The 8,146-nt window shown below is 59.1% G+C and carries 9 protein-coding genes and 1 pseudogene; 9 read left to right on the forward strand and 1 reads right to left on the reverse strand.

All coding sequences use genetic code 11. From position 1 onward, the window contains the following. The first annotated feature begins 42 nt into the window (after positions 1-42). The 5 genes from HRF49_12160 (at position 43) to HRF49_12180 (ending at position 4,879) form a co-directional block, all read left to right on the forward strand. On the forward strand, positions 43-975 hold the full coding sequence (locus HRF49_12160; protein MEP0815401.1) for a tyrosine-type recombinase/integrase: 933 nt from the start codon (positions 43-45) through the stop codon (positions 973-975). A gap of 194 nt (positions 976-1,169) precedes the next feature. Next, positions 1,170-1,907, forward strand: a complete 738-nt coding sequence (locus HRF49_12165) for a hypothetical protein (GenBank protein ID MEP0815402.1) — start codon at positions 1,170-1,172, stop codon at positions 1,905-1,907. Between the two features lie 81 nt (positions 1,908-1,988). Beyond that, complete coding sequence (locus HRF49_12170) at positions 1,989-3,560, forward strand: flotillin family protein (GenBank protein MEP0815403.1); 1,572 nt, start codon at positions 1,989-1,991, stop codon at positions 3,558-3,560. A gap of 93 nt (positions 3,561-3,653) precedes the next feature. Then, on the forward strand, positions 3,654-4,475 hold the full coding sequence (locus HRF49_12175) for a hypothetical protein (GenBank protein MEP0815404.1): 822 nt from the start codon (positions 3,654-3,656) through the stop codon (positions 4,473-4,475). Between the two features lie 56 nt (positions 4,476-4,531). Continuing rightward, positions 4,532-4,879: a cupin domain-containing protein gene (locus HRF49_12180; protein ID MEP0815405.1), complete on the forward strand. Its 348-nt coding sequence runs from the start codon at positions 4,532-4,534 to the stop codon at positions 4,877-4,879. 3 nt (positions 4,880-4,882) lie between these two features. On the opposite strand, the gene rsgA is transcribed toward HRF49_12180, so the two are convergent. Next, entirely contained in the window at positions 4,883-5,818 is a 936-nt protein-coding gene (gene rsgA, locus HRF49_12185) for a ribosome small subunit-dependent GTPase A (protein ID MEP0815406.1), read from the reverse strand. Between the two features lie 253 nt (positions 5,819-6,071). Between rsgA and HRF49_12190 the strand changes: the two genes are divergently transcribed. From HRF49_12190 to HRF49_12205, 4 genes and pseudogenes are all read left to right on the forward strand, one after another. Next, positions 6,072-7,586, forward strand: coding sequence for an amidohydrolase family protein (locus HRF49_12190; protein ID MEP0815407.1), 1,515 nt, complete (start codon positions 6,072-6,074; stop codon positions 7,584-7,586). A 21-nt stretch (positions 7,587-7,607) separates the two neighbouring features. Further along, positions 7,608-7,814 (forward strand): type II toxin-antitoxin system HicB family antitoxin, encoded by a 207-nt coding sequence (locus tag HRF49_12195; GenBank protein MEP0815408.1) that lies wholly within the window; start codon positions 7,608-7,610, stop codon positions 7,812-7,814. Further along, positions 7,815-8,044: pseudogene (locus HRF49_12200) on the forward strand (type II toxin-antitoxin system HicA family toxin). It abuts the gene before it with no gap. Further along, entirely contained in the window at positions 7,981-8,133 is a 153-nt protein-coding gene (locus tag HRF49_12205; GenBank protein MEP0815409.1) for a hypothetical protein, read from the forward strand. Before HRF49_12200 ends, HRF49_12205 begins: the two are co-directional and overlap by 64 nt. Positions 8,134-8,146 lie beyond the last annotated feature (13 nt).

Here is an 8,146-nt window from a genome sequence, read left to right on the forward strand (position 1 = left end):
AATACGGTAGTCCGTTCGACGTCCCGTGTCAAACGGCTGTTTGTGATTCGTTTTGCGCGTTATACTTTAATTGTGGCCACGCTGTCCGCCAACGACCTGGACGCGCTCGCCGACCGCTTCGGTCAGTATCTTCTGATCGAGGAAGGGGCGAGCCCCAACACTGCGGAGGCGTACATGCGCGACATTGCGGATTTCATTTCAGAATCAAGGCTGTCTTCCCCCGAAGATATCTCGTACGAGGCGATCATCAAATTCCGGGAGAAGCTGTCGCTAGCGGACTCGGCCAACGCGACGATAGCTCGAAAACTGTCCGCCGTTAAAAAGCTCCTCCGGTTCCTGGAGGCTGAAAAGCTGATATCCGATTGGCCGCTTCCGCGCAGCTTCCGGCTGCCGAGGACTTTTCCGTTGCCCGAAGCCCTCCCTTACCGCGAGGTTCTGGATCTTCTGGATGCGCCCGATCCGGAGAAGCCACAGGGAATCCGCGACCGGGCGATAATGGAGCTGCTGTACGCGTCCGGGATGCGGGTGAGCGAGCTGTGCGGGATGAAACTTTCGGACATCCACCCGGACATTTTCCAGGCGTCGGTTACCGGCAAAGGGCGCAAAATGCGAACGGTGCTGTTCGGTGCGCGCGCGGTCAGCCGCGTATCGCGCTACCTTTCGGACGTGCGTCCGGTGTTCGATCCCGCGGGCGAGTTCAAAGAATTGTGGCTGGGCAGGCGCGGGCCGCTATCGCGCATTCAGGTTTACCGCCTGATAAGGGATTATGCGACGAAGGCGGGAATCCAGCGCAAGGTAAGCCCGCATACGCTTCGCCATTCATGCGCGATGCACATGCTGGAGCGCGGCGCCGACCTTCGCATCGTCCAGGAGCTGCTTGGCCATGCAAGCCTGCGCACGGTCGTTCACTACACGCGGTACAACATCGAGGAAGGCAGGCGGATTTACGACCGCTGCCACCCGCACGGCGGGTAAAAATCGCTCCCGTGCGCCCCTCAAAATGGAACGCGCGGGGGCAAACGGCAATCCACCATTTGGAAGGGCGTATCCGGCCGGATTTTTCGCCTTTGATGGTTGTCATCGGGGCCGGAGTGATGTACAATCGCATGAGTGTGATTGTGCTCCGGGATGAATCCCTTCCCGGATTTCAAGGGGAAAAGGATAAGGAAATGAACGGTGGAGCTGCAGGCGGATTCGAGTGGTTCGCCACTCTGTACTGGGCCTGCATGATACTGGGCGGCGGCTATGTCGTCATCCAGTTCGTGATGCTGCTTCTTGGCGGTGTAATGCACGGATTGGACTTTGGCGGGGGCCATGCGGTCGATGTCGGAGGTGGCGTAGGGGACGTGGATTTAGATGCTGCGCTGGACAGCGATATAACTTCGCATTCGCCGGGCATACATCCAACTCACGGTCAGGCCGCAACGGGAACTTCCGACATCCATATCGGGCCGTACTCGCCTATGGCGATCGCAACGTTCCTCGCGGGATTCGGCGGGATGGGCATCGCGCTGCGCGCGATTGGAATTCCGGAAGTTGCGGGCATACCCGGCGCGTTCGTCGGCGGATTGCTTTCTCTTTTGGTCGGATTCGTAGCCGCGGCGATAGTGATTGCGACTCTAAACAAATTCTTCGAGGTTACGCAGGCATCGTCCGAGTACAGCCTGAACGAAGCGATAGGCACCGAAGCCGTCGTTGAGGTGCCGATGGACGGCGCGACGATGGGTCAAATCACATTCCACGCGGGCAGCGCGACGCGCACCGAGCCGGCAAGACCGCTCGACGCGGCGGACGCCTTCGCGCAGGGCGACAAGGTGTGGATAGTCAGCATCAAGGACGGCGTTTTCGAAGTCGTGGACTTCGACAAGGCTCTTCATCTGAATCTTCGGACGGAGGATAATCCGTAGCAGGCTTCCCGATGCGCGCGAAAGCCGCGTTTTTCCGTCCATAGAGTAAATCTCCAAGGGGTAAGGAGCAAAGGAGGACCAATGAGCAACGCATTATTCCATCTTAGCGAGCTGGCCGTTCTTCAAAGCAGCTTTTTCGCGGGTTTGTCCAAGGCGCTGTTTTCCGTGATCGGCGGCCTGTTCATATTGTTGCTGATCATCCTCTGGATCTGGGCCAGCCGCTACGTCAAGGTCGGCCCGAACCAGGTGCTGGTTGTCAGCGGCCGCAGGCACCGCGTGCGTACGCCGGACGGAAAGATGATCCAGCGCGGCTTCCGCGTAGTCAAAGGCGGCGGCGTTTTCGTTTGGCCGATTATCGAGAAAGTGGACGTGATGAGCCTGGAAATCATGACCATCGACGTCCGCACGCCGGAGGTTTACACCAAACTGGGTGTTCCGATTCTGGTTGACGGCATCGCGCAGATTAAAATCAAGAGCGACGACATTTCTGTCGGCACCGCGGCGGAACAATTCCTGTCGAAAGGGATAAACGAAATCCAGCGCATCGCGCAGCAGACACTTGAAGGCCACATGCGCGCGATTATGGGTACGCTTTCCGTGGAGGACGTTTACTCGAACCGCGACGCATTCGCCCAGAAGGTTGCCGAAGTCGCGGCGACCGACATGAACCACATGGGGCTGGGGATCATCAGCTTCACGATCCGCGATGTCCGCGACAACGTGGGCTATCTGGATTCGCTTGGCAAAGCGCGCACCGCGCAGGTCAAGCGCGACGCGCAGGTCGGCGAGGCCGAAGCGACGAGGGATGCGAACATCGCGATCGCCGAGGCTCAACGTGACGCAACCATTCGCAGCGCCATTGCTCAGCAGGAAGGTGAAACCGCCAAACTCGCGGCGCAAACCAAGGTTGCAGAAGCGACGCGGGATTACGAAATAAACGTTGCACAGTTCACCCAGGCGACCAACTTGAAGAAGGCCGAGGCCGACCTCGCATACGACCTGCAGAAAAATACATCCATGCAGAAAGTTCGCGAGCAGGAAGTCCAGATCGAAATTGTGGAAAAAACAAAGCGCATCGAGGTTCAGAATTTGGAAATCGAGCGCAAACAGAAAGAACTTGAGTCCACCGTGTATAAGCCCGCCGAGGCGGAGAAGTACCGCATTCAACAGCTCGCGGACGCGGAGCAATACAAGCTGACGCAGGTCGCGAAGGGCGCCGCGGACGCGGAAAAGGCGCGAGGCTTCGCCGCCGCCGACGTTGTCAAGGCCCAAGGCGATGCGGAGGGCTCGGCAATCAAAGCCAAGGGTTTGTCCCAGGCGGAGGTTATCCAGGAGCAGGGTTTGGCCGAAGCCCGTGCGATGGAGCAAAAGGCCGAAGCTTGGAAGAAGTACAACGAGGCCGCGATAATCTCGCTCTTCGTCGAGAAGTTCCCGGAAATCGCGTCCGCGATAAGCGCGCCGTTATCCAAGGTGGACAAGATCGTGATGATCTCGAACGGCGACGGCGGCAGCGGAGCAAGCCGCATCACGAAGGACGTGACCGACATCGTGGCGCAACTTCCGGTCGTACTGGAGGCAGTCACGGGGATTGACATGAAGGAGCTGGTAAAAAGACTGCCGGAAATCGGCAAGGCTTTGCCGCAGAAAGACTAGCCCGGGGACTGATTCCGAAAGGGTACAATTGTGCGGTCCGGAGTATTCTATTTCCGGACCGCGTTTTTTTTCGCGTAATCGGAGATGATGGAAATGCGCAAATTTTCCAGTAAGGCGTTCTTGGCTTTGTTCGCCGGCGCTTCGTTCTTGATTTTGATTGCCGCAAATGGGAATTGCCAGCAGGCGACGGGCGGCGGAGAGCGTGCTGCCGCGACTGCCGCAGGCGTCGAGGACGAAGAGCTTGCTTTGATGGCGCTTCTTGCGGCGGACTGGACGAACGTGGAGGCGCACATGCGGTTGGGCGGCTATCGCGAGCGCCAGAACCAGCCCTCCCTCGCTGCGGCCAGTTACGAACAGGCCGCTTCGCTTTTCACCGTTTTGCTGGCTTCTCCGGACGAAAAAGCGCGCGGCTTCGCGCGCGCGGGGCTGATCGCGGCGAGCGAGCGGCTGGCGTTGATCAAGAGGGCGCCGGGGCCATCCCCGGAGGCGTTGAAGTGGGAAGAGCAGGCGTTTTTTTTGGGAAGCGGCAATCCCGCGGTGCTGGCTTTGCTGGCGGAGGACTATCTATCGTTCAGGCGGTACAACGCGGCGCTGGCGGTTTGCGACAAGGGGGTTTCGATTCCGCCACGCGGCGATTCAGATCCGGACGCCGCCGAAGTACGGCACCTTCGCGGGATATCTCTTTACTATTTGGGCGATTTCGACGCAAGCGCGGCCGACTACGCGGAGGCGGAAAAGCTGGGTCTCAAAACGGTCGAGCTGTACGGCAACTGGGCGTTCACGCTGGAGGGCCAGGAGCGCTGGATGGACGCGCTTGCGATGTGGACGAAGGTCGCGACAATGGACGTGCCCGCGGAAAACAAGGCGATGGTTGAAGAGCACATCGCAAAATGCAAGGGGAGGGCGGCACAGTAGCTTTCGACGCGATGTGATTGCTTAGTGGTGATTTTGGGTGGCAAGGTGGAAATGTTATGCTCAACGACATCAAGTATGTCCCGAAAGGATGGGGGGGGGAGTACTGGATACACAACGACGAGTTGTATTGCGGAAAGAAATTGGTGCTGAAGGCCGGCAAGCGCTGCAGCATCCACTTCCACAAACTAAAGACGGAAACGTTTTATGTCCAAAGCGGACGGCTCAAGATGGAGCTATGGCATCCCGACGGGCGCGAGGAGGTGCTAGAAATGAAGGCCGGCGACTCGCTTCATCTGCCGCCGGGATTGGTGCACCGGTTCACCGGAATCGAAGACAGCGAAATATTCGAGTTCTCGACACAGCATTTCGATTCGGACTCCTACAGAATCGAGAAGGGGGATTGAGCTTTACCACACCTCTGCGGCGGCTAGCTCGTCGCGAAGCTTCGCCCAGCTTTCAAGCCGCGAGGCAGTGACCTCGCCGCGCGCGACCGCTTCGGCAATCGCGCATCCCTTCTGGCCTGCCGCATGCGTGCAGTCGCGAAACTCGCATTTGTGCGTGAGCGGATAAAGCTCCGGGAATAGCTGAATTAAGTCTTCGCTGTGCACGCCGGCGACGCCGAAGCTGCGGATGCCCGGCGTGTCAATCACCCACCCGCCCGCGGGATTGGCCAGCATTTTCACATGCGTCGTAGTATGCCTCCCTTTCAGCGTCTTGCCCGCGACGTCGCCCACCTTCAGCCCGAAGTCGAAAATTCGGTTCAAAATGCTCGACTTGCCCACGCCCGAATGTCCGCAGAACGCGGCGGTCTTTCCAATGATTTCGGATTCGAGCGCGTCCAGTCCCACGCCGCTCTTCGCGCTTGTCTCGATAACTCGATAACCGAGCGAGCGGTAAACATCAAGCTTTACGCACTGGCGCGAGGCTTCCGGCAGGTCAATTTTATTGAGTACGATCACAGGCGAAAGCCCGCCCGCGATTCCCGCGACAAGATACCTGTCCACGATTCCCGGTTTGACCACCGGATTGACCGAGACGACGATGCACAGCAAATCCGCGTTCGCGACTACCGGATCCAGGCGCTCTGCGTTCATCACCCATTTGCGTGCCAGCAGCGTCCGCCGCTCCAGCACCTCCTCGACAATGCCTGCGCCGTCCGCGCCGACGCGTACGCGCACGCGGTCGCCCACCGCGACGAGCGTACGATTCTCGCTGCGCTCAAGCTTCAGCCTGCCGCGCACTCTGCACGCGACTTCCCGCGCGTCCGCGCCTTCGCCGAGGCCGGCGTAAACCACGTTTCCGAGAATGCTCCTGACTGTTCCTACAAAAGTTTCGCTATCCATCCCTTTTCCAATAGAACGATTCGCGCCGGGCGGCCCGCGCGCGCCGCGGCGCGAGTGCAAGTCTGCATACGGAAAGCGCCCGCCGGGGCGCGGATGGATTGCGCGCGGGAACTAGCCGCCCGCGCCCCGGAGGCCCGCAAGTCCTTTGGCAGTTTTCATCGTGCATCGCCTCCTTGAGTGAAAGATTCGCCGGAATGGCGGGATTATTTTACCACTTTGGCCGCTTAAACAAACAGGTGTCATAATCATCGCGATGCCAGAGGTTTCGATATTTCTTTCCGACGACCTTTTCGGATTCGAGAAGGGCGAGTGGGCGATCCGCGCCGAGGGCGGCGTCATCCGCTCGATAAAGAAGCTTTCTGACAGAAAGCCGGACGTCCCTGCTGGCGCGGCGGTGCACGACCTTCGCGGCAAAACGGTACTGCCCGGATTAATAGACAGCCATGTGCATTTAATCGGCACCGCGGTACAGATGATTACACCGTCGGTGCGCGGTATTGCGACCCTCGAAGAGCTCGACCGCGCGATTCTCGATTCGAAACCCGAAAAGGGCAGGCTGAACAAGTTTCTCGGATTGGATTTGTCCGCGTTCCCCGACCGCGCCGCGGTGAACGCGAAGCATCTCGACTCGCTCGTAGGCGACATTCCGCTGATGCTCAAAAGCATAGAAGGCCACAGCGCGCTTTTCAATTCCGCCGGGCTTGCGATGATGCCGGTTCGCGCCGGAACGGAAGGTGTTGAGCTTGACAAGGATGGCAAAGTCACCGGCGTCGTGCGCGACGCGGCGTACGAAAATCTCGTGGACAGCGTGCACGATACGGTAACGGACGAGGAAAAGCTGCGCGGCATGGACATCGCGATCGCGCGCGCGGCGGAGCGCGGATGCGCGGGAATCCACTGCCTGGAAGGATACGGCCACAACCGCAGGCGCGAATTCGAGCTGATGCTTGAATACGCCAAAACCTGCCCGCTCGACCTCACGCTGTATCCGCGCACGCTCGATTTCGATCTCGTCTGCGAACTCGGCTTGCCGCGCATCGGCGGATGCGAGCTTATAGACGGCGCGATCGGCAGCTTCACCGCGGCGCTTAACGAGCCGTACGCGGTTTTCCCGGGAAAGGGCACGCTTTTCAAGAGCGACATGGATGTGCGCGACTTTTTCGCGCGCGCGTTCAGCCGAAACCTGCAGCCCTGCGTGCATGTCATAGGCGACCGCGGAATCGACCAGTGCCTTTCCGTGCTCGAATCGCTCGCCTCCGAATACAAGATCGAAAAGCACCGTCCGCGACTGGATCACTTCATAGTCGCCCGCGACGACCAGATCGCGCGCGCGGCTCGGCTCGGAATATGCGCGGGGGTGCAGCCCGCGTTCATGGCCGCTTGGGGCGCGCGCGGCGGCAAGTACGAATGGGCGCTTGGGGCCAAGCGCTGGGAGCTGCTGCACCGCTACGGCTCGATGGTGAAAAAGGGAATGCACATCTCCGCGGGCAGCGACAGCTACATCACGCCGATAGACCCGCCCGCGGCGCTGGCCGCGATGATCCACCATCCGAACGAGAGAGAGCGCGTGGACTTCGAAACCGCGGTGCGGCTGCACACGGAAAGCTGCGCGTTCCTTGCGAAAGAGGAAAAAACGAAAGGCAAAATCGCGGCGGGATACGACGCGACGTTCACAGTCCTCGAATCCATCGAGCCGATAATCGAAAACGCGCCTGGGGAGGCGAAGATCGCGGGAGTGTGGGTGAGGGGAAAGTACGTTCAGGATTAAGGGTATAATATCCTCGATAAGATAAAACTTCCGATCGTAATTTATCCAGGCGAGGACGGCTGGCTGGTCGTCGAGTGTCCCGCGATTCCCGGCTGCATCTCGCAAGGCAAGACGCGCGAAGAGGCAATCGCCAACATAGAAGACGCAATCAAGCTTTGCCTCGAAGTGCGCCGCGAAATGGGAATACCTGAAACTGTTGAGTTGACCGAGTTAGAGGTCGCCGTATAAATGGGGAAGCTGCCGGTCGTGTCCGGCAGGGAACTCGTGAAAGCCCTGGCAAAATTCGGCTGGAATACCGCGAGGCAATCCAGTAGTCATATTGCGCTTGTGAAGTCGGATTCGATTTACACGATTTCGGTCCCGATCACAAAGAAGTAGACAGGGGCACGCTCAAATGGATAATGCGTTTGGCCGGGATTTCGACCGAGGATTTGATTTCAGCCATTCGGCAAAAGTAAGCCGCTATTTCATTTTGCTTTTTTCGTTTTTCCGGGGGCTTTGCCCGATTCCGTTGATTCTGGGCGGGTACGGGGCGGGCGGGAACTGATTCGCAATCCGCA

Source organism: bacterium (genome assembly GCA_039961635.1).
In the GTDB taxonomy this organism is placed as follows: Bacteria; 4484-113; 4484-113; order JAGGVC01; family JAGGVC01; genus JABRWB01.